21 protein-coding genes and 1 other annotated feature are annotated in these 21717 nt (G+C 50.7%); of the genes, 20 read left to right on the top strand and 1 reads right to left on the bottom strand.

The features are described from left to right. Positions 1 to 45 precede the first annotated feature (45 nt). From spoVE to ACTHPM_RS10075, 18 genes are all read left to right on the top strand, one after another. Entirely contained in the window at positions 46 to 1143 is a 1098-nt protein-coding gene (spoVE, locus tag ACTHPM_RS10160; RefSeq protein ID WP_440395044.1) for a stage V sporulation protein E, read from the top strand. Positions 1144 to 1148: 5 nt separating this feature from the next. Continuing rightward, positions 1149 to 2258, top strand: coding sequence for an undecaprenyldiphospho-muramoylpentapeptide beta-N-acetylglucosaminyltransferase (gene murG / locus ACTHPM_RS10155; protein ID WP_440395043.1), 1110 nt, complete (start codon positions 1149 to 1151; stop codon positions 2256 to 2258). Positions 2259 to 2678: 420 nt separating this feature from the next. Next, positions 2679 to 3962: a UDP-N-acetylglucosamine 1-carboxyvinyltransferase gene (gene murA, locus ACTHPM_RS10150; protein WP_440395042.1), complete on the top strand. Its 1284-nt coding sequence runs from the start codon at positions 2679 to 2681 to the stop codon at positions 3960 to 3962. Positions 3963 to 4020: 58 nt separating this feature from the next. Next, positions 4021 to 4791, top strand: a complete 771-nt coding sequence (locus ACTHPM_RS10145; RefSeq protein ID WP_440395041.1) for a cell division protein FtsQ/DivIB — start codon at positions 4021 to 4023, stop codon at positions 4789 to 4791. A 316-nt stretch (positions 4792 to 5107) separates the two neighbouring features. After that, positions 5108 to 6385, top strand: a complete 1278-nt coding sequence (ftsA, locus tag ACTHPM_RS10140) for a cell division protein FtsA (RefSeq protein ID WP_440395040.1) — start codon at positions 5108 to 5110, stop codon at positions 6383 to 6385. A 61-nt stretch (positions 6386 to 6446) separates the two neighbouring features. Then, positions 6447 to 7568, top strand: a complete 1122-nt coding sequence (gene ftsZ / locus ACTHPM_RS10135; protein WP_440395039.1) for a cell division protein FtsZ — start codon at positions 6447 to 6449, stop codon at positions 7566 to 7568. Between the two features lie 258 nt (positions 7569 to 7826). Beyond that, complete coding sequence (spoIIGA, locus tag ACTHPM_RS10130) at positions 7827 to 8804, top strand: sigma-E processing peptidase SpoIIGA (protein ID WP_440395405.1); 978 nt, start codon at positions 7827 to 7829, stop codon at positions 8802 to 8804. Between the two features lie 82 nt (positions 8805 to 8886). After that, entirely contained in the window at positions 8887 to 9609 is a 723-nt protein-coding gene (gene sigE / locus ACTHPM_RS10125) for an RNA polymerase sporulation sigma factor SigE (protein ID WP_127601666.1), read from the top strand. Between the two features lie 78 nt (positions 9610 to 9687). Further along, a complete protein-coding gene (gene sigG, locus ACTHPM_RS10120) occupies positions 9688 to 10470 on the top strand; it encodes an RNA polymerase sporulation sigma factor SigG (RefSeq protein WP_127601665.1) in 783 nt (260 codons plus the stop codon). Positions 10471 to 10759: 289 nt separating this feature from the next. Next, complete coding sequence (locus ACTHPM_RS10115; RefSeq protein WP_440395404.1) at positions 10760 to 11074, top strand: YlmC/YmxH family sporulation protein; 315 nt, start codon at positions 10760 to 10762, stop codon at positions 11072 to 11074. 42 nt (positions 11075 to 11116) lie between these two features. After that, a complete protein-coding gene (gene pgeF, locus ACTHPM_RS10110; RefSeq protein WP_440395038.1) occupies positions 11117 to 11971 on the top strand; it encodes a peptidoglycan editing factor PgeF in 855 nt (284 codons plus the stop codon). A 7-nt stretch (positions 11972 to 11978) separates the two neighbouring features. Beyond that, the gene (locus ACTHPM_RS10105) at positions 11979 to 12671 is read left to right on the top strand and encodes a YggS family pyridoxal phosphate-dependent enzyme (protein ID WP_440395037.1); all 693 of its coding nucleotides are present in this window, start codon (positions 11979 to 11981) and stop codon (positions 12669 to 12671) included. Beyond that, entirely contained in the window at positions 12671 to 13117 is a 447-nt protein-coding gene (locus ACTHPM_RS10100; RefSeq protein ID WP_440395036.1) for a cell division protein SepF, read from the top strand. The genes ACTHPM_RS10105 and ACTHPM_RS10100 overlap by 1 nt, the downstream gene beginning before the upstream one ends. A gap of 7 nt (positions 13118 to 13124) precedes the next feature. Further along, a complete protein-coding gene (locus tag ACTHPM_RS10095) occupies positions 13125 to 13391 on the top strand; it encodes a YggT family protein (RefSeq protein WP_440395035.1) in 267 nt (88 codons plus the stop codon). A 5-nt stretch (positions 13392 to 13396) separates the two neighbouring features. Next, complete coding sequence (locus ACTHPM_RS10090; protein ID WP_440395034.1) at positions 13397 to 14179, top strand: RNA-binding protein; 783 nt, start codon at positions 13397 to 13399, stop codon at positions 14177 to 14179. A gap of 161 nt (positions 14180 to 14340) precedes the next feature. Continuing rightward, positions 14341 to 14844: a DivIVA domain-containing protein gene (locus ACTHPM_RS10085; protein WP_440395033.1), complete on the top strand. Its 504-nt coding sequence runs from the start codon at positions 14341 to 14343 to the stop codon at positions 14842 to 14844. 86 nt (positions 14845 to 14930) lie between these two features. Then, positions 14931 to 15229, top strand: a binding site (T-box leader). 463 nt (positions 15230 to 15692) lie between these two features. Then, complete coding sequence (gene ileS / locus ACTHPM_RS10080; RefSeq protein WP_440395032.1) at positions 15693 to 18785, top strand: isoleucine--tRNA ligase; 3093 nt, start codon at positions 15693 to 15695, stop codon at positions 18783 to 18785. A gap of 179 nt (positions 18786 to 18964) precedes the next feature. Beyond that, on the top strand, positions 18965 to 19297 hold the full coding sequence (locus ACTHPM_RS10075) for a DUF5665 domain-containing protein (protein WP_440395031.1): 333 nt from the start codon (positions 18965 to 18967) through the stop codon (positions 19295 to 19297). A 5-nt stretch (positions 19298 to 19302) separates the two neighbouring features. Here ACTHPM_RS10075 and ACTHPM_RS10070 read toward each other — a convergent pair whose 3' ends face one another. After that, positions 19303 to 20049: a TraR/DksA C4-type zinc finger protein gene (locus tag ACTHPM_RS10070; RefSeq protein WP_440395030.1), complete on the bottom strand. Its 747-nt coding sequence runs from the start codon at positions 20047 to 20049 to the stop codon at positions 19303 to 19305. A gap of 224 nt (positions 20050 to 20273) precedes the next feature. Between ACTHPM_RS10070 and lspA the strand changes: the two genes are divergently transcribed. Together lspA and ACTHPM_RS10060 are read left to right on the top strand one after the other, a co-directional pair. Beyond that, complete coding sequence (gene lspA, locus ACTHPM_RS10065) at positions 20274 to 20771, top strand: signal peptidase II (protein ID WP_440395029.1); 498 nt, start codon at positions 20274 to 20276, stop codon at positions 20769 to 20771. Beyond that, positions 20768 to 21691 (top strand): RluA family pseudouridine synthase, encoded by a 924-nt coding sequence (locus ACTHPM_RS10060; protein ID WP_440395028.1) that lies wholly within the window; start codon positions 20768 to 20770, stop codon positions 21689 to 21691. The genes lspA and ACTHPM_RS10060 overlap by 4 nt, the downstream gene beginning before the upstream one ends. Positions 21692 to 21717: the final 26 nt, after the last annotated feature.

The raw sequence follows: 21717 nt of genomic DNA, 5'->3' as shown, positions 1-21717 counted from the left end.
GGGGGGTGGATAAGCCCCTACTTTTTTGCAAAAGGTGGCCTCTTCATGAACAAGACACGCCCGGCGCCGGATTTGTGGCTTTTTCTCTGTATTTTGGGTTTGCTCACAATCGGCATGGTCATGGTATACAGCGCCGGCTCGGTGCTGGCCTTTCACGATTATGGTGATTCATTTTACTTCGTAAAACGTCAGCTGCTGTTTGCCGTTTTGGGACTTGTTGCGATGTTTTTTACAGCCAGCATCGATTTCCGTGTTTGGAAAAAGTATGCGAACATAGCCCTGATTGTCTGCTTCGTGCTCCTGGTCATCGTTCTGATACCGGGCGTCGGAGTGGTGCGGGGCGGCGCGCGCAGCTGGCTTGGCATCAGCTCATTCGGTATTCAGCCCTCCGAATTCATGAAACTGGGCATGATCCTGTTCCTTTCCAAGTGGCTGAGCAGCGAGAACTGGGACATCACGTCTTTTGGAAAAGGACTCTTGCCGCCGCTTGGACTGATGGGACTGGCATTCGGACTCATTATGCTGCAGCCGGACCTCGGGACGGGCACCGTCATGATGGGGGCCGCCATGATGATCGTCTTCACGGCAGGCGCGCGCCTCAGACATTTAGGGATGCTCGGGCTTGCCGGAGCGGCAGGGTTCGTCGGGCTTGTTTTAGCGGCACCTTACCGTTTAAAGCGTATTACAGCGTTTCTTGATCCATGGTCTGACCCGCTGGGGGCAGGCTATCAAATTATTCAATCCTTATATGCCATCGGCCCTGGAGGCCTTGGCGGTCTAGGCCTCGGAATGAGCCGTCAGAAGTACAGCTACGTTCCGGAGCCGCAGACGGACTTTATATTTTCCATATTGGCCGAAGAGCTTGGTTTCATTGGCGGGCTGATTGTGCTGCTGCTGTTTTTGATTCTGGTCTGGCGCGGCATGCGTGTAGCAATGACCATCCCCGACCGATACGGCAGCCTGCTCGCGGTAGGCATCGTCGGCATGGTCGCCGTACAGGTTATCATTAACATCGGGGTTGTCATCGGCCTGATGCCGGTTACGGGCATTACCCTGCCGCTGATCAGCTATGGCGGCTCGTCGCTTACGCTGATGCTGACCGCTCTGGGTATTTTACTTAATCTATCACGTTATGCGAGGTGATCAGCATGCGCGTCGTTCTAACAGGCGGTGGCACCGGGGGGCATATTTACCCGGCTGTGGCCGTCGCGAGGCAATGTGAAGCAGAAGATCCGGATTCCACTTTTTTATATATCGGCGGTACCAGAGGCCTGGAGAGCAAGCTGGTCCCCCAGGAGAACCTTCCTTTTCAATCGATTGACATTACGGGCTTTCGCCGGAAACTGTCCGCTGACAACGTCAAGACCATCATCCGTTTCCTGAAGGGCGTCAAAACCTCCAAGCGGATGCTAGCCGAGTTCAAACCGGATGTGGTGATCGGAACCGGCGGTTATGTATGCGGTCCTGTCGTATATGCGGCGGCAAAGCTGGGCATTCCCTGCATTATTCATGAACAAAACGCCATTCCGGGCTTGACCAATCAGTTTCTGAGCCGATATGTCAGCACGGTGGCCGTCAGCTTTGAAGGCTCGGAGCGTTCATTCCCCAAAGCCAAACGGGTTATTTACACGGGGAATCCCCGTGCTACGACCGTTCAGTCAGCCAATCGGGAACGCGGTTTTGCTTCACTGGGCATTCCGATGAACAGCTCAGTCGTGCTGGTGGTAGGAGGCAGCCGGGGCGCCAAGGCGATTAACGACGCCATGATCGAAATGGCACCGAAGCTGGAGAAGCTGAAGCATATTCATTTCGTGTATGTAACGGGCGAACACTATTTCGAAAAGACGCGGGAGGAAATCCGCAGCAAGCTCGGCAGCATGCCGAATCATCTGCATGTGCTTCCGTATGTGAACAACATGCCGGAAGTGCTCGCAGCCACATCCTTGATCGTGAACCGGGCGGGTGCATCCTTCCTGGCTGAAATTACTTCGCTTGGTATTCCGTCCATCCTGATTCCGTCTCCGAACGTGACCAATAACCATCAGGAGGCTAATGCAAGACAACTGGAGAAGGCGGGAGCAGCCAAAGTGATTCTGGAGAAGGATTTGTCTGGACGACGCCTCTACCGGTATATCGGGGATATCATGGGGGATATCAGCGTTCAGAAGGAAATGTCCGAGAAGTCCCGCAGCCTCGGAAAGCCTGATTCCGCCAATCTGATCGTCAGGGAAATGCGCCGCCTGACGGCTCACCGCTGAAAGGGCTGGGCGATTGTCACACACCGGGTATGCATGACATAAGATACCCTATAATCGTGACAATCACCACGGAATGCCGGCCCCTTGGGAATGAACTCAATCGATTGGGGTTCATCTGAAGCTGGGGAGTTGCTTTAGCGGATGTCCTGACGGTTAAAGGAAGACGATACCGGTTAGTATGACCGAGCCGCTTGCCACGACAAGCTGTATCCATGAATGCCGGAGACCTGTGGTCTGATGTGTCACGCAAAAACAAGTCCGCTGAGATTGTACTGGATTCACGCCGGTCAAGCGACAGCAGAGGACGTTCTCGAGTTCAAAGCATTCCGTCTCTAAAGCTCTTAAGGGCTTTTTGAAACGGGCATCACGGCTGATGCCTAGAATGGCTGCGACTTGAGGGGTAAACTCGGAGGTGATACATTGGACAAATTGGTGATTGAGGGTGGGAAATCCCTATCAGGAACCATACGTATCCATGGAGCAAAAAATGCAGCATTGCCTATTCTGGCAGCGAGCTTGCTGGCCGCAGGCAAGGTTCAGCTGAGCAATGTCCCCCGTCTTCTGGATATTGAAGTGATGCTGGACATCCTGGATCGGATCGGCTGCACGACTTTGCATGATCAGGAGACGGTTGTTGTGGATACGTCGTCCGCCAATTCGTTTCATGTACCGGAAGACTTAATGAAGCAAATGCGCTCCTCTATTTTCTTGATGGGGCCTCTGCTTGCGAGATTCGGGGAGGTTTCTGTTTACCAGCCCGGAGGCTGCGCCATCGGTGAGCGCAAAATCGATCTTCATCTCCGGGGACTGAAGGCGCTGGGCGCTGAAATCGAGGAACTCGATCAGCAGATCATTTGCAGGGCCGGCAGACTGAAGGGCACGGAAATTCACCTGGATTTTCCGAGCGTCGGAGCAACGGAAAATATCATGATGGCCGCGGCCACGGCAGAGGGAACCACCATATTGACCAATGCTGCGCGGGAACCGGAAATTCAGGATTTGCAAAACTTTCTGAACGCCATGGGGGCAAGCATCATCGGTGCAGGTACGGATACGATTACGATTCAGGGCGTTAAGGAGCTCTCTCCTTGCTCGTACACGATTATTCCCGACCGGATCGTAGCTGGAACGGTGATGATCGCTGCTGCAGCCACCCGGGGGAACGTGACGTTAACCCACTGCAATCCGGCTCATTTATCGTCCTTGATCCACGTCCTCAAGCGGGCTGGTGTTCAAATCAGCATCTGCAATGATATAATGAACGTAAGCTGTATGAGCCGGCCCAGAGCCGTAGAGCGTATTGAAACATCGCCTTACCCGTCTTTTCCGACGGATCTGCAGTCTCAGGTAATGGTGCTGTTGTCTTTGGCCGACGGCTTCAGCGTCATGAAGGAAACGGTTTTTGAAGGACGGTTCAAGCATGTGGATGAGCTGGCGAGAATGGGAGCGGATATTTCCATTGATCTCAGCTGTGCTTTCATCCGCGGCGTACAGCGGCTGTACGGTGCAACGGTGGAAGCAACGGATCTTAGGGCCGGAGCCGCGCTGGTGATCGCCGGACTGGCTGCCCAAGGGAAGACCGTTGTAGAACAGGTGCATCACATTGACAGAGGTTATGAACATATTGAACAGCTCTTCCAGAAGCTGGGTGCCGAGATCTACCGGCTGTCGCCGGTGCCGAAATCACTTGATTTAGCCAATTAACACCAAGCTTATCCCCTCTGCAAAGAGGGGATAAGAGGTATTTAGTGGAGAGAATCTTATGCCAAAAGCTCACATTCCCGTTTTAAAAGAGAACAAGCCCAAAAGAAGAGCCAGCCGGAGGATCATTGTCATTCTGCTGCTATTGTTTGTTGCGATCCTGGCGATCTTATTCTTTCGCTCGCCGGTAAGCCAGGTGACGGATATACAGTTTACAGGCAGCACGTTTTCCTCAAGGGAGCAGCTTTTGCAGGCCAGCGGACTGACGAAGGGAAGCCAGTATTTCGGCGTATCTCCTTCCAAGGTCGAAGGCCAGCTGTTACACATCAAATCGATTCAAAAAGCAGTGGTGGACAAGCAGTTCCCCGGTAAAATCAGCATTACGATTCAGGAGTATCCCGCGGTTGCCTATGAGCTGGGGGCAGAGGGCAGCCTCGATGCCATTCTATCGAACGGGACGAAGGTTTCCGTCAACAGCAGCGGCATTGCTGTCGAGAAGCCGATTCTGACGAAGTGGAGCGCTTCCGATCCGAATAAGGTAGAGCTCTGCAAGGTGCTCGGGAGTATTCCGAATGAGCTTACGTCAGATATATCGGAAATCATCCCATCGCCGACGGCATCCTTTCCGGACCGGATCAAGCTGTACACGCGGTCCCGTTTTGTGGTCATTACGGCGATTTCGCTGCTCAGCGACAAGGTGGAATATTTGAACCAGGTCATCGAAACGGCAGAGCCCGGTACGATCACGATGCTGGAAGCTGATACGTATACACCGTTCCAGTCCACGGGGGACAATGAAGCGGACCAAACTGCTACTACTCAAGGAAAATAAAAAATGCTACAATTGGTTTTATGGGTTGTCTACATGAATTGAACTGATAAAATGTTGTTCTTTGTTCAATTTATCATACCGAATGAACTAAAATTTGTTTATCATCATACCGATAAACGTTTTCGGGAAGGTAAATCCGAAAATCATTATCTTAAAAACTCCCTCTTTTTTCTTCTGATTTTTACCCTGTCCTACTAAATGTTGGCAGTCGAAAAATTTGTAGAAAAAAGAGGGAAAGATTCTTCTATGTTGAATATGTAGAATTGAGTGTTTTATCCAACCAGGAAGTTATTTTATAAAACAGGAGGTGCCACGGTTGAGCAACAATGACATCATTGTTAGTTTGGACATCGGTACATCCAAAGTTCGTGCTATTATTGGGGAAGTGAATAATGGAACCTTTAATATTATTGGAGTTGGATCTGCCGACTCGGAAGGAATTCGCAAAGGTGCAATTGTAGATATTGACCAGACTGTACAATCCATCCGTAGTGCCGTTGATCATGCGGAACGTATGGTCGGTATTCAAATATCGGAGGTTTACGTCGGCATTTCGGGGAATCATATCGGACTTCAATCAAGCCACGGTGTCGTGGCAGTATCGAACGAGGATCGGGAAATTGGAGAGGAAGACATTGAACGCGTGCTTAAAGCCGCAGAGGTTGTAGCTCTTCCGCCTGACCGGGAAATCATTGATGTGGTTGCAAAACAATACGTAGTCGATGGGCTCGAGGGAATTCAAGATCCGCGCGGCATGATAGGCGTCCGTCTGGAAGTGGAAGCTATCATCATTACCGGCGCTAAGACCGCTATACATAATCTTTTGCGCTGTGTTGAAAAATCAGGTCTTAAGATCAAAGATCTAGTACTTATGTCTTTGGGAGCAGGGCAGCTCGCCTTGTCCAAGGACGAAAAAACAATGGGCTCCGTGCTTGTAGATATCGGCGCGGGATCTACAACAATCGCTATTTTCGAAGCCGGTACGTTGGTGTCGACTTCAACACTGCCCATCGGCGGTGAATTTGTGACCAATGACATTGCTTATGGACTTCGGACGCTGACGGATCAGGCGGAGAAGGTCAAGCTGAAATACGGCTGTGCTCTGCTGGCTGACGCCGCGCCTGACGTCACGTTTAAAGTGGTTCGTATTGGCAGCAACGTCGAAAAGGAATTTACCCAGGAGGATTTGGCGTCCATCGTCGAGCCTCGGGTACAGGAAATTTTTCATCTGATTCGTGAAGAAGTGAAGCGTCTTGGTTACGTTGAGCTTCCAGGAGGTTATATACTTACTGGTGGCACTGTATCCATGCCGGGAGTTTTGCAGGTTGCGCAGGCTGAGCTCGCTGCATCCGTCAGAACTGCTGTGCCTGATTACATCGGCGTGCGAGACCCTGGTTATACGAGCGGCGTTGGCATTCTGCATAACGTCATCCGCAACATTCGTGTTCGCAGCAGCAACAGCGGAAACGTGAGCAGTGCGGGCAACAAGAAAACAGTGAACCGCCCTAAAGCGAGTCCTGCTGCGAATCCGGAGGCTGCCCAGAAACCAGGCTTTATTGAACGATTGAAAAATATATTCAGTGATTTCATATAAGCTGGTTCCATAGAATCAGTGGACGGGCCATTCATGCACAATGAGGGGGAGATGGGAAAATATGTTGGAATTTGATTTTGAAATGGAGAGCTTGGCACAAATTAAAGTAATAGGTGTAGGCGGCGGCGGAAGCAATGCTGTCAACCGTATGATTGAAAATGGCGTTCAAGGTGTAGAATTTATCACCGTGAATACAGACGCCCAAGCTTTGCATATGGCCAAATCGGAACATAAACTGCAAATCGGGGATAAACTGACCCGCGGTCTCGGTGCCGGAGCCAACCCTGAAGTGGGCAAAAAGGCGGCTGAAGAGTCGCGTGATCTGATCATGAATACCCTCAAAGGTGCTGATATGGTTTTTGTTACCGCAGGCATGGGCGGTGGTACCGGAACCGGTGCCGCTCCGGTGATCGCCGAGATCGCCAAAGAATGCGGAGCATTGACTGTAGGTGTGGTGACGCGTCCGTTTACGTTTGAAGGACGCAAGCGTTCCACTCAGGCCGAGCTTGGTATTGAAGGTCTGAAAGAGAAAGTCGATACACTGATTGTTATTCCGAATGACCGACTTTTAGAAATCGTCGACAAAAAAACGCCGATGATAGAAGCGTTCCGGGAAGCAGATAATGTACTTCGTCAAGCAGTACAAGGCATCTCTGACTTGATCCAAGTTCCTGGTCTGATCAACCTTGACTTTGCGGATGTAAAAACGATCATGACGGAACGCGGTTCGGCTTTGATGGGTATTGGACTTGCAACAGGCGAGAACCGTGCTGCTGAGGCTGCACGTAAAGCCATTATGAGTCCCCTGCTGGAGACTTCGATTGAAGGCGCGCGCGGCGTCATCATGAATATTACGGGCGGTGCCAACCTGTCACTTTACGAAGTGAATGAGGCGGCAGAGATTGTCACTTCGGCATCCGATCCGGAAGTGAATATGATCTTCGGTGCGATTATTGAGGAAAGCATGAAGGATGAAATTAAAGTAACGGTCATTGCTACCGGGTTTGATCATCGTGGTGCTCCAGCGGCTCCTCTCCGTAAACCGGGAGTAGCGCCAACCGAGCCTACCGAAAACCGCAGCAGCAATCCGACCAACCTTCGTCCGTTCGGTAACCAATCCAGCAGCGATCAGCTCGACATTCCGACGTTCCTGCGGAATCGTTCACGCCAAAACAAGGACTAATCAGCTTATAACGCATAAACGATAGAAGAGACCCGCATTCCATTTGGAATCAGCGGGTCTCTTTTTGTATATCGTCTTCTCCTCTAAAACCTACGGAACTCGACAAAAAAAGTTGGGGTCTTACCCCCAATTTTAGACAGACTTTGGATAGGGTTCTTTTTATACTAAATACATCTCCCAGGCACGATACTTTTGAAATGGCATGTCCCTATAGCAATTGTTCCGAAAGATTCCACGAATGGCAGGCAGGTGATGGGACTGGTTGTTTATATTGATCTGATTTTTATCACCAATCTGCTCATTGATGGCGCGCTTCTATGGCTTACCGCCTGGATGAGGAAGCAGAGGTTCAAGTGGTGGCGACTCACCGTCTCGGCAGCCGTAGGGGCGTTATACGTCGTCATGATGTTTCTGCCTCAATTATCGTTCATGTACACCTTTTTTGTTAAATTTGCATTATCCCTGTTGATGCTCTGGATCGTTTTCGGTTTTGGAAGTCTTCAAAACTATATCCGGAACATGGGCGCGTTCTATATGATCAACTTCGCTGCTGCCGGCGGAATTATCGGAATTCACTATTTGCTGCAAAATACGGGAGAGATTTTTAACGGAATATGGTTTACAGCTTCGGGAGGACTCTCGTTTGAATTGAAAATCGGGTTCTGGTTCACGTTCGTGATGTGCTTTGCAGTTCTGTTATGGTTCAAGCTCGTGCATTCCTCGAGACGGAAGCTGGAGAGCAGACAGGAATACATGGGTGAGGTTACCGTCGACATTGGCGGATACCGGGTCTCCTGCACGGGGCTCTTGGATACGGGCAACCAGCTTGCCGATCCGCTCACAAGAACGCCTGTCATGGTGATGGAAGCGGCGCTTTGGAGGGAGAAGCTGCCGACAACCTGGCTTGAACGGCTGTCTGAAGGAGAACCGGACAAACTTGTCCTTGAGCTGGATGAAGACGATTTCGAGTGGCGTGATCGGCTGCGGCTGGTGCCTTACCGAGGCGTAAACCGGAATTCGGCCTTTATGCTGGCGTTGAAACCCGATGCCGTGGAGGTGCGAATAGGAGAACAGACAAGCCGTACCGTAAAAGTGCTGATTGGACTGGATGGAGGGCAATTATCAGGTGATCGTTCCTATCAGGCGATCATTCATCCGGATTTGGTACGGGAGGGTACCGAAAACGGCGTCAAGGAAGAAAAGGTAACCGTGAATACAACGACGTTGAGCTTGTAATATGGGCTACCCTTAGGGAAATTTTTAGCCAATGCTTACGAAGTCAAATTCTCCTTAAGGAGAATTTTTAGGAGGACAACGAATGCTAGTTAAATGGCGATTGATAGCGCAGCTGCAATATTACCGGTTCCTTTTTCTGCTGGGGCTTAAAAGTGAAGAAATCTACTATATTGGCGGCAGTGAGGCTCTCCCTCCGCCGCTGACACGCGAGGAAGAGGAGTACCTGCTGCAGCGGCTTTCCACAGGGGATGCGGCCATCCGGTCGATGCTGATCGAACGCAATCTGCGCCTGGTCGTCTACATTGCCCGCAAGTTTGAGAACACCGGCATCAATATCGAGGATCTTGTTTCCATCGGAGCGATTGGCTTGATTAAAGCGGTCAACACCTTTGACCCCGAGAAAAAGATCAAGCTGGCCACGTATGCCTCTCGCTGCATTGAAAATGAGATTCTGATGTATCTGCGCCGCAACAGCAAAATTCGCAGCGAGGTCTCTTTTGACGAACCGCTTAATATTGATTGGGACGGGAACGAGCTTCTGCTCTCGGACGTGCTTGGAACCGAAAATGATACCATTTACCGCAATATTGAAGAACAGGTGGACCGCAAGCTGCTCCACAAGGCACTCGAAAAGCTGACGGACCGGGAACGCACAATTATGGAACTTCGCTTCGGGCTGCAGGATGGCGAGGAAAAAACGCAAAAGGACGTGGCCGACATGCTCGGCATCTCCCAATCCTACATATCCAGACTTGAAAAAAGAATTATTAAGAGACTCCGCAAGGAGTTCAACAAGATGGTGTAGCAATTTTTTTCGCAGGAATAAAATGAGCCCCCAGGGAGATAATGTACATTAATGTTTCTCCTTGGGAGGTATATCATCATGACCCGAAACAAAGTCGAAATTTGTGGCGTGGATACCGCGAAACTGCCGGTGTTAACCAACGTGGAAATGCGCGAATTGTTCCATGCTTTACAGCAAAACAACGAACGGTCAGCCAGAGAAAAGCTGGTGAACGGCAACCTGAGACTGGTGCTCAGCGTCATCCAGCGCTTTAACAATCGGGGAGAGTTTGTCGACGATTTGTTTCAGGTGGGCTGTATCGGACTCATGAAGGCCATTGATAATTTTGATTTGTCGCAAAACGTAAAGTTTTCGACCTATGCGGTCCCGATGATTATCGGGGAAATCCGCAGGTATCTCAGGGACAACAACCCGATTCGCGTGTCCAGATCGCTTCGTGACATTGCCTATAAGGCCCTGCAGGTGCGTGACTCCCTGACCAACCAGAACTCGAGGGAACCGACGATTTTTGAAATATCCGAGGTGCTGAACGTTCCCAAAGAAGACGTGGTATTTGCGCTCGACGCGATCCAGGATCCGGTATCGCTGTTCGAACCGATTTACCATGATGGCGGCGATCCCATTTATGTGATGGATCAGATCAGCGACGATAAGAACAAGGATGTGCTCTGGATTGAGGAAATTGCACTGCGCGAGGCCATGCAAAGACTGGGACAGCGGGAGAAAATGATTCTCTCCATGCGCTTTTTTGAAGGAAAGACCCAAATGGAGGTTGCCGATGAGATCGGGATTTCGCAGGCTCAAGTATCCCGTCTGGAGAAGTCGGCCATCCAGCAGATGCAGAAGCATGTAAAGTCGTAAATCTCACCTAAAAATTGAATATTAAGGCACAGGCAGGGGCTTACCGCCCCGTCTGTATATCCTTTGAAACGAAAGCGATCCGCTACAGGATCGCTTTTTTAGATCCCTTGTACAGAGTATTATCCGTATCACGGGAAAATGTATGGATAGGAAGCAAAAAGAAGGGCATTTTGCCCAGAGCCGACATATACTTATGTTAGTAGCGGGGTTAGCGGATTTTAGAGGGATATTTTTAAGTGAAAAGGGGCTGCAGTCTTTGATTCCAGATCGGCAGGCGGTGGAGATGAATATGAAAATATCCGATTTTCAAACCAAGGATGTCATCAATATTGTGGACGGCCGCAGGCTCGGCCAAATCAGCGATCTTGAGCTGGATCTTCGCCAGGGGCGGATCGACGCGATCGTGGTTCCCAGTTACAGCAAGTTTCTGGGCCTGTTTGGCGGTGGTGCCGACCTGATCATTCCTTGGCGCAATATCGTTAAAATCGGATCGGACGTCGTTTTGGTCAAGATGGAGGAATTGAAGACTCTTCAGGATGAGAAGGATGCTGCGTCTTACGGTGAAAGGCAGGAGCGGGACCGCCGAAATTACAGAGAGCTATAATTATGGCAGCCGTCTATGGTACACTGGAACAGAGGTGAGAGGATGGAACCGTTTGTTTTGAGAGAGGCTGAGGGAAAGCCTTCGCTGTTTATGCTGCAGCCCTGGGCAGAACGTTATATGGGGATCAGCGCAGGTTTTACGGGGAGAAATGGAGGCGTAAGCAAAGCGCCTTATCATACATTGAATTGTGCTTTTCATGTCGGCGACCGTCCGGAGGATGTCATAGCCAATCGGGAACTCGTCGCGGATACGCTCGGTTTTACGCTGGCGGATTGGACATGCGGCGAGCAGGTGCACAGCGCGGATATCGCTATCGTTGGCCCGGAGCTGCGTGGAGCTGGTAGTGAGAACCGGGAGACCGGCATACAGGATACCGACGGTCTATTGACGAATGTGCCGGGGATGATGCTGGCTTCCTTTTATGCGGATTGCGTGCCACTTTTCTTTCATGACCCTGTGCGTCAAGTTGTAGGGTTAGCCCACGCCGGGTGGAAGGGGACCGTTGCGGGAATTGCCGGGAAAATGGTAAAGCGGATGGTGGACCATTATGCATGCAGCCCTGAAAATATTGTGGCAGCGATTGGCCCGTCCATTGGCTCCTGCTGTTATGAAGTGGATGATAAAGTGATGTCTCATGTTCGCGATTTAGAAAAACATTTCCTGGGTAATGAGCATTATTCCACTTCAGACTGGTACATAGCAAAAGAGGACGGCAAAAGCATGCTGAACTTGAAAGAAATGAATCGACACATTATGATTAAGGCAGGAATATTGCCGACTCATATCGAATGTACATCATGGTGTACAAGCTGTCGTAACGATTTGTTTTTCTCATACCGCAAGGATAGAGGAAAGACAGGACGAATGGCAAGTTGGATCGGGTTAAAAGAGAGGTGAGCCTTCCATGACACTGGAAGAGCGTATAGAAGAAGTCAACAGGCGCATCGAAGCAGCATGTGTGCGGAGCGGAAGGTCTGCCGATGAAGTGAATATCGTTGCAGTAACCAAATATGTTTCGGCGGGAATGACCGCCAAGGTGCTGGACAGCGGCTTGGCGCATCTCGGCGAGAACCGCTGGCAAAACGCAGAGGACAAATGGAAGGCGTTAGGCCAGCGCGGGACATGGCATTTTATCGGCCACTTGCAGACCAATAAGGTGAAGGATGTCGTCGGCAAGTTTGAGTATATCCATTCGCTGGACAGGCTTTCTTTGGCCAAGGAACTTGAGAAATCAGCCGCAGCAAAAGGTTTGGTAATTAAAACCTTCTTACAGGTGAATGTGTCTGGAGAAGATAGCAAATATGGATTGGCACCGGAAGAGGCGGCAGCTTTTTTACAAAAGATTCAGAGCTTTTCCCATATTAAGGTCATCGGCCTCATGACCATGGCTCCTTTCGAGGATCGACCGGAAGACACCCGGATGGTTTTTAGAGGGCTTCGCGAATTAAGGGATGCATTGAACCTCCAAGGGATAACACCTGAACCGTTAACGGAGCTTTCCATGGGAATGTCTAACGATTTTGAAGTGGCAATCGAAGAAGGAGCGACTTGGATCCGTTTAGGCAGTGTTTTAGTAGGGAAAGAAGAGGAGGAGTGATGATCGTGATGAACAAATTCATGTCTTTTTTGGGATTGCAGGAGCAGGAGGAAATCGTTGAACGGGAGCAGCTCCCCGTTGAAGAAGAAGAATATGAAACTCCGCCGGTGGAAACACGTAAAAACCCAAGGGGAAATAATGTGGTCAGCATTCACTCGCAAAAAAACGTCAAGGTCATTCTTCATGAACCGCGTTCGTATGATGAAGCACAGGAAATTGCCGATCATTTGCGTTCCCACCGCACGGTCGTTGTGAACCTTCAACGGGTGCGCACGGATCAGGCGCTGCGGATCATTGATTTTCTTAGCGGAACGGTATATGCGCTGGGCGGAGGCATTTCCAAGATTGGCGGCAACATCTTTTTATGCACACCGGATACCGTGGAGATTTCTGGGACCATATCGGAAATACTGGGCGAAGACCATGAATACAACAGAATGAGGTGAGCCAACTTTGTACGAAATTGCAACAATCGTGCATTATCTGTTTCAAATTTATTTTTATATGATCATTGTTTATGTCTTGATGTCATGGCTTCCGAACCTGCGTGAGAATTTTATCGGAGAGCTGCTTGCGAAGCTGGTGGAACCTTACTTATCGTCGTTTCGTCGGTTTATTCCCCCCATTATGGGCATGCTGGACATTTCGCCGATCATCGCGTTGTTTGTTCTTCAGTTTGCTGAGCAAGGCGTGTACGCCATACTCCGGCTGTTTCTATAACCGCGATGAAACAGGATATTTACGAGCATTTTCATCCGGACGAGCGCGAGTTCGTCGATCGTGCGTGGGAATGGATTGTTAACGCAGGGCAATACCATGAGACCAAATTGACGGATTTTCTGGATCCAAGGCAAGTGTTTATTGTGGAATCGCTGGTTAACCGTCATCCGGACGTGCATGTGCGCCTGGACGGCGGATATGAAGGAGCGGAACGCCGCAGGGCGCTGATTGCTCCCGATTACAGGGACCTGAGCGAAGAGGATATGAAGCTGAGGGTGCTCAGCATCGACTCGATTGACGAGAAGTTCCTTACCCTGGAGCATGGGGATTATATGGGATCGATTTTGGGGCTTGGGATCAAGCGGGCCAAGATCGGGGACATTCATGTGCTGGAGCATGGCTGCCACGCCGTCGTTAGCGAAGAGATCAGCGCTTTTCTTGATATGAATTTGAACCAGGTGCACCGTATACACGTCCTGAGCGAGATTTTGCCGATTGAGCAGCTGCGCACGAGCAAGGTCTCCCTGGAGACGATGGATATTACGGTAGCTTCTTTGCGTTTGGACGGCATTGCTTCCGATGTCTACCGTCTCAGCCGCAGCAAGGTCCTAATCCCGATCCGGGCCGGACGGTGCCGCGTGAACTGGAAAACGGTCGATGACCCTTCGTCTCCCCTCAAGGAAGGCGATATGATATCCATGCAGGGCTTTGGGCGCTTTAAAGTGCTGGAGGCCGGCGATGTTACGAAAAAAGGGCGCTACCGCGTTAAAATAGGTAAATTTGTGTAGACTCTCAGCAGGAAATAGGTTTTTTCTGTCGAAATGAAATATCTACAGCAATGTCGGAACTAAAGAAAAGTATTTCTTCGGCCGATACAATCCAAGTGGACTGTATCTACAGATCCGTTCGATAACAGGGAGACCTGAACATTCTTAGGAGGTGCACATCAATGCCATTAACGCCACTGGATATACATAACAAGGAATTTTCCCGCCGGCTCCGGGGTTATGATGAAGATGAAGTGAATGAATTCCTCGATCAGGTCATCAAGGATTATGAGAGTGTCATCCGGGAAAACAAGGAACTTCATAACCAGATGATGTCTTTGCAGGAAAGACTTGACCACTTCCTCAATATTGAAGAGACGCTTTCCAAAACGATTATCGTAGCCCAGGAAGCGGCGGACGAAGTGAAAAACAACGCCAAGAAGGAAGCGCAGCTGATCATCAAGGAGTCGGAGAAGAATGCAGACCGCATTATTAACGAATCCTTGTCCAAGTCGCGTAAAATCGCGATGGAAGTGGAAGAATTAAAGAAGCAGGCATCCATTTACCGCACTCGTTTCCGGACACTGGTGGAGGCACAACTGGAGCTATTGAGCCAGGACGGCTGGGAAGCCCTAGAGTCTTCCAATGATCCCCGGGTTTCCCGTGAGGCGAATGAAGTATACTAGGCTTCTGCTTGGTTGACTTTTGGGTGAAAAAGGACTATAACTATAGTCATATCCTTTGTTGTGCAGTTGCGCAGCAAGTCGTGAATATGAATTCAATGATGGGATAAGTAAGCTTGGGAACCGTTCTCCAGAGAGTTGGCGATGTGCTGCGAGCCAATGTTCAGACCGAAGCTGAAGATCCTCCCGGAGAAGTAAGGCTGAATCGTTAGCTGCTAACGTGTGTAAGCTGAACCGGATTGCCGAACGTTATATCGGCTCCTTGCTGCAAGCAGATTTCCGTTGCAGGAAAGTGTTTTAGGCGAGGACTTAAGGAGTCGTTCAGAAGAAGTTTTTTCTTCATGAGCGGAATTAGGGTGGTCACGCGAGCAGAAGCCTCGTCCCTTTACAGGGATGAGGCTTTTTTTGTTGTCTTGAGGCTTATTTGAAGCTTTATCGAATCCCCTAAATCCCCTTTTCCAAGCTTTTGCTTTCGAAAAGTGGCGGTGTGAGGGAATGGGGCGTTCGAGCGTGACATGTGGTGAAGCCCCGGTTCTTCCTCGGTTCTCCTTTGGGTACGTCATCGGGATCCTCTCGTGAGAATTGAATATCAATGTGAACAAAACCTAGGTAACGCGTCCGTAAAGCGTGCTCCTATCTTTGCGGAAAGCAAAGAATAGGAGCGAAAAGCGGGTATCATATACAAAAGTTGCAAAGAACGCACTCTGTGACATGTCCGATCCATTTCGGGAGTCCAGAGGGCAGAAGCCCTTGGGGTCCCTAGTGCTTCCGAAGCGAGTTTTCCTTTGGATAACATTTAAGGGATTTAGGGAGATGGGAAATCTTTTAAAGGATCTTGGAGGTTGAAAATGATGCAAAAAGTCGATATCAAAGAAAAAGCTCGCACACGCGACCTGCGCGTGCTGAAGAAATGGAACGAGGAAGATACCTTCCGCAAATCCATGGAGAACCGGGAAGGCAAGCCGAACTATGTGTTCTATGAAGGACCGCCGACAGCGAACGGTGCACCGCATATCGGTCACGTGCTCGGGCGTGTCATCAAGGATTTCATCGGCCGTTATCAAACGATGAAAGGCTACCGCGTCGTCCGCAAAGCGGGCTGGGATACGCATGGCTTGCCGGTTGAACTCGGCGTGGAAAAGCAGCTTGGCATTTCCGGCAAACAGGAAATCGAGAAATACGGGGTTGAAGAATTCATCAAAAAATGCAAAGCCAGCGTTTTTGAATATGAGAAGCAGTGGAGAGAACTCACCGAAGCCATCGGCTATTGGACCGATCTGGACCATCCGTATATTACGCTTGAAAACAACTACATCGAAAGCGTATGGAACATTCTGGCGACGATTCATGACAAAGGTCTCCTATACCGCGGACATCGCGTAAGCCCATATTGCCCTTGCTGCCAGACGACGCTCAGCTCCCACGAAGTGGCTCAGGGCTACGAAGATGTGAAGGATCTCAGCGCGACGGCCAAGTTCAAGCTGCATGACAGCGGGGATTACGTATTGGCATGGACGACCACGCCTTGGACACTGCCGGCACACGTGGCGCTGGCGATGAACCCGGATATGGACTATGTGCGCGCGGAGCAGGGGGGCGAAGTATACATCGTTGCCAAAAACCTGGTCGAAGACGTACTGAAAGGCGACTATCAGGTACTGTCCACGCATAAAGGCTCCGAATTTATCGGAAAAACTTATACGCCGCCGTTCACGTATACGAAGCCGGAAAAAGGCAATCTCATCGTCGGTGCTTCTTTCGTTACCGATGCGAGCGGTACAGGTATCGTCCACATGGCTCCTGCGCATGGTGAGGACGACTACAAAACCTGCCGCGAAAACGGCATCAGCTTTATCAGCGTGGTGAATGCCCAAGGCCGCTACACGGACGAAATCACCGATCTTGCCGGACGCTTCGTTAAGGACTGCGATTTGGACATCGTGAAAATGCTGTCCGAGAAAGGCCTTCTGTACAGCAAGGAGAAATACGAGCACAGCTATCCGTTCTGCTGGCGCTGCAAATCTCCGCTGTTGTATTACGCAATGGAGAGCTGGTTCATCGAGACGACGGCTGTCAAGGATCAGCTGATTGCCAACAACAACGGCGTCGAATGGTTCCCGGGCCACATCCGCGAAGGCCGTTTCGGCAAATTCCTGGAGGATCTGGTGGATTGGAACATCAGCCGTAACCGCTATTGGGGCACGCCGCTGAACGTTTGGGTTTGCGAATCCTGCCATCAGCAGTATGCACCGCACAGTTTTGCGGACCTAAGAGAGCATGCAACGACAACGCTGCCGGACGACTTCGAGCTGCATAAGCCGTATGTCGACGAAGTAAAAGTACACTGTCCGCACTGCGAAGGCGGCATCATGGAACGCACTTCCGAAGTCATCGACGTATGGTTCGACAGCGGCTCCATGCCGTTTGCGCAGCATCACTATCCGTTCGAGAACGTGGAAACGTTCGAGGAACAGTTCCCTGCGGACATGATCTGCGAGGGAATCGACCAGACCCGCGGCTGGTTCTACAGCCTGCTGGCGGTATCGACGCTGTTCAAAGGGGTTGCGCCTTACAAAGCGGTCATCGCTACGGGCCATATCCTCGATGAAAACGGACAGAAGATGTCCAAATCCAAAGGCAACGTCATCGATCCATGGGAAATCATCAATGAATTTGGCACGGACGCGTTCCGCTGGGCACTCTTGGCAGACAGCGCGCCATGGAACAGCAAACGCTTCTCCAAAGGCATCGTCGCCGAGGCAAAATCCAAAGTGGTGGATACGCTCGTGAACACCCATTCGTTCCTGACGCTGTATGCCAATATCGATGGGTATGATCCGGCTGCACATTCGTTCAAGCCGTCCACCAATAAGCTGGACCGCTGGATCCTGTCCCGATTGAACAGCCTGATTCAACTGGTCGACAAAGGGCTTGCGGTGAATGACTTCCTGAACTCCGCCAAAGCGATCGAAGGCTTCATCGATGAGCTGAGCAACTGGTATATCCGCCGTTCCCGTGACCGTTTCTGGGGCAGCGGCTTGACTGACGATAAGCTCGCAGCGTATGGCACGCTGACGCATGTGCTTCTCGTCCTCGCCAAGTTGATGGCACCTTATACGCCTTTCCTGTCCGAAGATATTTATACCAACCTCGGTGGCGGCACCAGTGTGCATCTGGCGGATTTCCCTCAAGCCGACGAGTCTTTGATCAACAAATCGCTTGAAGCGGACATGGAGGCGGCTCGTCAAATCGTCGAGCTTGCACGGAACGTTCGTAACGAGACAGGCATCAAGACCCGCCAGCCATTGTCGGAACTGATCATCTCGATGGATCGTCCTTTCGATGTGGAAGGATATCAGGAGATCATCAAGGATGAGATCAACGTGAAGGAACTGGTGATGGAAACCAGCGACAGCGGGTTCGTCGATTTTACGTTGAAAATGAATCTGAAGGTGGCCGGCAAGAAATACGGCAAGAACATCGGCTTCCTGCAAGGCTTCCTCAAAGGGCTGGCACCGGAGGAGACGAGAGCTGCCGTCCAATCCGGAAGCATCAACGTCACCTCTCCGGAAGGCGAGGAGCTCCACATCACGGCAGAGGAGCTGCTTGTTGAGAAACAGGCGAAGAGCGGCTTCGCATCCGCATCCGGTTATGGCATCACGGTGGCCTTGAATACGGAAATCACCCCAGAACTTGAGCAGGAAGGCTGGGTCAGAGAGGTTGTCCGCGCCGTTCAGGATTACCGCAAAAAGCTGGACCTGCCGATTGAAAAGCGCGTAACGCTTGTGCTTGACGCCGACGAGTCGCTGACGAAGGCCATTCAGGCCTTTGATCATGTGCTGCGCGAGAACGTACTGGTAAAAGAGGTCATTTTCGGGAAAGAAGCCGAGATGGAGAACGTGGACCTGGCAGGAAAAACGCTTGGCATCCGCATCGCAGAATAAATCGTATTGCTCCATCGTGTTTTTGTCGCATTCAACCTTGAATGAGTGCCGCCTTTTGGGCAAATAATAGCAGTCAAAGAATAAACGAGCCTTCAAGCGCAGAGAATGATCTGCGGCCTTGGGCTCGTTTGTTTTTCTTCCGGACTTCGGGTTACGAATTTAAAGGGGACGAACGTTGAATGGAGCATGAACAGCAAAAAGCGGATCCTGTGCAGGATGAACCATCGCTTAGCCGAATTTATACACTTACGGCAAGTATAGCCGAACAAATGGAGAGATCCCGCATTGCCGACTATACGCAGCTTCTTCACAAGCCTTGGCGTCTGATCTGGCTCAACTTGCTTTCGGGCACAGCGCGGGGTGTCGGCATAGCGATCGGCTTTACGTTTTTCGCAGCCACCATCATTTACGTGCTTCAGGTGCTGGGGGCGCTCAATCTGCCCATTATCGGCGATTACATTGCGGACATCGTGCGCATCGTGCAGCGACAGCTTGAACTGAATACGTATTAAGAGTCTCAGTAGAATTCCTCTTCGTCTTCTTCTTCCTCGGCGAGCTGACGCATGTCGATCCCCTCGCCGCTGTCGATATACCTGCGGTACTCCTGATTGCGTACGATATCGATCAGATTGCCGTAAATATCCGTGGCAACGAAGGCTTCCAGCGGCTCGACGCAGCCTTCAAGCTCCTCGGAAGCTTCAATTTCCATTTCATTATAACTGTGGATATTGTTGCCTTCAGCCATGGCCGGGGAGTTGGAGCTGCCGAAGTTCTCGAGCGCCTGCCAGGTGTCTTCGCCGTCGAACCCGTTCTGATCGTCGCGTTCGTCCAGGCTTGTGCGTCCAAATGGAGGCATAAGAAAATCCTCTTCCACAGGCCGGTAATCCGAGACGTGCTGCTTGGGGGTATCCTCAACGCAGTAGGCCGTAGTGGGAACGGCCTCAAGCCGCTCATAGGGAATCGGCTTCCCGCACACCGGACATACGCCATAGGTTCCTTGGTCCATGCGTGCCAAGGCATCCCGGATCGAATCCAATTGATGATCGTCATGATCTTGAAGCGAGAGGTCGACCTCCCTGTCATACAGCTCCGTGGCTACATCGGCGGGATGGTTATCGAAATGGGACAATTCGCCGGTTTGATCCCGCATCGATTCGTCCATTCCGTAATGGTCGTTGTCCTGATCCTTCTGTTGTATGGATTGCTGCTGATCATCCAGCAGGGAACGCAAATGCTTGAGCTGTGAATCGGTAAGATGCTGCATCATTACAGGCCCCTTTCCTTTTGCGGCGCGGCAGTGCCGCTTAAGAGCATACCTTCCATTCTAGAATGTGCCGAATGAAGGCATTTTAGAGGAGGAAAATCTTCTCGCCGATGGACGTTAATGGACGATTTCTGACGTGCTGTGCTACAATGAACAGGTGTTTACATGACATGAAGCCGTCCTATTACAGGGCCTAATTAATAAGAACGGAGTGACTTGGTGCTGTGTGGTATTACATACTCGCTTTAATCGCATTTTTAGTGGATCAAGGAACGAAATATGTCATTGCGAAGCAACTGGAGATCGGGCAGGAAATACCGGTGATCGGTAACTTTTTCCTGATTACTTCAAGCCGCAACAATGGCGCAGCCTTCGGGATATTGCCGAACCAGCGATGGTTCTTCATCGTGGTTACCTTCGTTGTTGTCATCGCCATCATCTGGTACATGCAGAAGGTAAGAAAGTCCTCGTCGCGCAAGCTGCTTCCCGTTGCGTTAAGTCTCGTGCTCGGCGGAGCCATCGGTAATTTTCTCGACCGGGCGATTAACGGCGAAGTGGTCGACTTTTTGATGTTTAATTTCGGCAGCTATACGTTCCCGATCTTCAACATCGCCGATTCCTGCATTGTGGTGGGGGTCGCTCTGATTATTTTGGATTCGCTGATCGATTTGAATAAACCGACACCGGAGAGCAGTACAGAGGAAGGGAATGAAATGGTGTGAGTGAAACGGAGATCAGGGAGTGGGTGATTGACCAGACATACGCCAAGGAGCGGATCGATAAGTATATCACCGAATCCTGGGAAGAGGATGTGTCCAGATCGCAGGTTCAGCTATGGATCACATCTGGTCATGTCAAGGTCAACGGTAATCCGGTCAAAGCCAACTATAAGCTGTCGGAAGGGGATCATCTGGAAGTATCGGTTCCCGAGCCTTCGGCTGTTGAAATTGTGCCTGAGGATATACCACTCGATGTCGCTTATGAAGACCGCGACGTGATCGTGGTTAATAAGCCGAGAGGCATGGTCGTGCATCCGGCACCTGGACATTCTTCGGGAACACTTGTGAATGCTTTGATGTATCACTGTAAGGACTTATCCGGTATTAACGGCGAACTTCGTCCCGGCATTGTGCATCGTATTGACAAAGATACCTCGGGACTGCTGATGGCAGCCAAGAATGACAAAGCCCATGCGTCGCTCGCCGCTCAGCTTAAGGATCACAGCGTGACGCGCCGATATGTCGCTTTGGTTCATGGCAACGTAAGTCATGATCAGGGGACAATTGATGCGCCGATCGGCCGCGATCCGCAGGACCGCAAAATGTTCGTCGTTACGGACAAAAACAGCAAGCATGCGGTCACGCATTTTGCCGTGCTGGAGCGTTTCGGCGATTACACGCTGCTCGAGCTGCAGCTTGAGACGGGGCGAACGCATCAAATCCGTGTGCACATGAAGTTCATCGGACATCCGCTTGTGGGCGACCCGGTGTATGGACGGAGCAAAGGGATTAAAATGGACGGACAGGCCCTGCATGCCAAAGTGCTTGGGTTCGTTCATCCGTCGACAGAAGATTACATGGAATTTACGGCTGAAATTCCTGCCGATATGATGGAACTGCTTACAAACCTGCGCAGTCGTTGAAAGTACAAATGATACGATAATTAGTC

This window comes from Paenibacillus sp. SAFN-054, assembly GCF_051966755.1.
Classification (GTDB): domain Bacteria; phylum Bacillota; class Bacilli; order Paenibacillales; family Paenibacillaceae; genus Paenibacillus_AQ.
The sequence above is the reverse complement of the archived record's forward strand: the minus strand, read 5'-3'. Positions and strand labels throughout refer to the sequence as shown.

Bases quoted from the DNA above. Each gene is read 5' to 3' on its own strand.
- murG (WP_440395043.1), top strand. From the start codon at position 1,149: ATGCGCGTCGTTCTAACAGGCGGTGGCACCGGGGGGCATATTTACCCG.
- ACTHPM_RS10105 (WP_440395037.1), top strand. From the start codon at position 11,979: ATGACACTGGAAGAGCGTATAGAAGAAGTCAACAGGCGCATCGAAGCA.
- ACTHPM_RS10115 (WP_440395404.1), top strand. From the start codon at position 10,760: ATGAAAATATCCGATTTTCAAACCAAGGATGTCATCAATATTGTGGAC.
- ACTHPM_RS10145 (WP_440395041.1), top strand. From the start codon at position 4,021: ATGCCAAAAGCTCACATTCCCGTTTTAAAAGAGAACAAGCCCAAAAGA.
- ACTHPM_RS10085 (WP_440395033.1), top strand. From the start codon at position 14,341: ATGCCATTAACGCCACTGGATATACATAACAAGGAATTTTCCCGCCGG.
- ACTHPM_RS10075 (WP_440395031.1), top strand. From the start codon at position 18,965: ATGGAGCATGAACAGCAAAAAGCGGATCCTGTGCAGGATGAACCATCG.
- sigE (WP_127601666.1), top strand. From the start codon at position 8,887: ATGCTAGTTAAATGGCGATTGATAGCGCAGCTGCAATATTACCGGTTC.
- ACTHPM_RS10070 (WP_440395030.1), bottom strand. From the start codon at position 20,049: ATGCAGCATCTTACCGATTCACAGCTCAAGCATTTGCGTTCCCTGCTG.
- spoVE (WP_440395044.1), top strand. From the start codon at position 46: ATGAACAAGACACGCCCGGCGCCGGATTTGTGGCTTTTTCTCTGTATT.
- sigG (WP_127601665.1), top strand. From the start codon at position 9,688: ATGACCCGAAACAAAGTCGAAATTTGTGGCGTGGATACCGCGAAACTG.
- ACTHPM_RS10090 (WP_440395034.1), top strand. From the start codon at position 13,397: ATGAAACAGGATATTTACGAGCATTTTCATCCGGACGAGCGCGAGTTC.
- ftsZ (WP_440395039.1), top strand. From the start codon at position 6,447: ATGTTGGAATTTGATTTTGAAATGGAGAGCTTGGCACAAATTAAAGTA.
- pgeF (WP_440395038.1), top strand. From the start codon at position 11,117: ATGGAACCGTTTGTTTTGAGAGAGGCTGAGGGAAAGCCTTCGCTGTTT.
- ileS (WP_440395032.1), top strand. From the start codon at position 15,693: ATGCAAAAAGTCGATATCAAAGAAAAAGCTCGCACACGCGACCTGCGC.
- ACTHPM_RS10100 (WP_440395036.1), top strand. From the start codon at position 12,671: ATGATCGTGATGAACAAATTCATGTCTTTTTTGGGATTGCAGGAGCAG.